The 1,817-nt window shown below is 46.3% G+C and carries 1 protein-coding gene and 1 pseudogene; one reads left to right on the forward strand and one right to left on the reverse strand.

All coding sequences use genetic code 11. The features are described 5' to 3' along the window. Positions 1-666: pseudogene (locus tag Q0314_RS03045) on the reverse strand (CinA family protein); the annotation flags it as partial. A 121-nt stretch (positions 667-787) separates the two neighbouring features. On the opposite strand from Q0314_RS03045, the gene Q0314_RS03050 reads away from it, so the two are divergent. Next, the coding region (locus tag Q0314_RS03050; protein WP_298056378.1) for a class I tRNA ligase family protein at positions 788-1,817 on the forward strand (1,030 nt) is incomplete at its 3' end.

A 1,817-nucleotide genomic window follows, 5' to 3' on the forward strand; every position in this document is an offset into this window, starting at 1 on the left:
AAGCTTTAGCCCGCTTGCAATGAGTGTGCTCGCAACGTGACGGAAAACATCCTCGCCCTCAAAAAATTTGCCCGAAAATAGATTTTTCGCGCCGTTTATAAAGCCGCTGGTTTGGCCGAATTTATTCGCCTCCACTCTGATTAACGCCAAATTTGATAAAATTTGAGACGAATAAATCTGCACTTCATAGGTTTTTGCCAGCGGTTCGAGCAGGATTTTCGCGCTTTCCTCGTCGATATCTACTAGATGAAAGTAGCCGAAATCTCGCTGCGTTTTGATCTCGATAGCAGGCAGTTTTTGGTTCGCGTCGGCCTTTAACAAATTTACGTAAGTTTGATTTAGTTTGATTAAAAAGCCCTCGTCGCTAAATTTTTCAGCTCTGCTGGGAGCTAGCATTTGCGGGGATTTTAGCTCCAAAATATCGCCGCTTAACGTAGCTAAAATTTTAGCCGCGACGGAGCAGTTTTGACTCGACGCGTAGATGCAAAGACTATCGGAGCGCGCGCAAAGATGCTCGATGATAAACGGCAACTCCTTGTCGCTTTTACTAACGAACCTAAACTCGCCAAGCTCGCCGAAATGCCGCTTGTAAGCGCAAAAAATATAATCCAAAAAAGGCGCATTTACGCCGATATCTTCGCCGATGATCAGTAGTGCGTTTTTCACTGTTTTCTCCTTTAAAAAACAAAAACATCTTACATAAATTTAGCTTAAAATAGCGTTTTTTCAGTAGCATTTAATCGCCGTTTGGATAAAATCTACCAATTTTTTACTTCAAGGCGAACCTATGGATTACAAAGATACATTATTGCTTCCAAATACCGAATTTCCCATGCGCGGCAACCTGCCGGAAAACGAACCAAAACGCTTAAAATCGTGGTTCGAGGATAGAAAAATCTACGAAAAAATGAAAGCTAAAAGGCAAAAAGCTGCTAAAAGCTTCACTCTGCACGACGGCCCTCCCTACGCCAACGGTAACATCCACATCGGACACGCGCTAAACAAAACCCTAAAAGACATCATCGCAAAAACGCACTATTTCTTCGGCGAAAACGTGAGATTTACGCCTGGCTGGGACTGCCACGGGCTACCGATCGAGCAGCAAGTCGAGGTAAAACTGGGCGACAAGAAAAAAAGCCTGAGCAAAACGCAAATCCGCGAGCTTTGCCGCGAACACGCTAGAGAATTTATCGACGTGCAAAAAGAGAGCTTTAAACAGCTAGGCATCGCCAGCGACTGGGACGACCCGTATCTGACGATGAAATTTAAATTTGAAGCCGAAATTTACAAAACGCTTTGCAAAGTCGCTAAGCGCGGGCTTTTAGTCGAGCGAAGCAAGCCGGTGTACTGGAGCTGGGCGGCTAGAAGCGCTCTAGCCGAGGCCGAGGTCGAGTACGAGGACAAAGAGGACTACAGCATCTACGTCGCGTTTAAACTAGGCGAAGAAGCTGCGGCAAAAATAGGCGCAAAAGACGCTAGCGCGGTCATCTGGACGACCACGCCTTGGACGCTGCCGGCAAACCAAGCCATCTCGCTAAATCCAAATGAAATTTACGTTTTGACGGCTGAAAATTTGATATTTGCCAAAGAGATGCTTGGCGAACTAGAAAAAGAAGGTCTAACCAAGGGCGAAATTTTAAAAGAATTCGCCTCCGCCGAGCTTGAAAACCTGCACGCGGTAAATCCGCTAAACGGCAGAAAATCGATATTTATCCTAGGCGATCATGTCACGATGGACGGCGGTACCGGCCTAGTACATACCGCTCCGGGACACGGCGAGGACGACTACCACGTGAGCCTAAAATACGGCATCGAAG

This window comes from uncultured Campylobacter sp. (assembly GCF_938040115.1).
GTDB lineage: Bacteria > Campylobacterota > Campylobacteria > Campylobacterales > Campylobacteraceae > Campylobacter_A.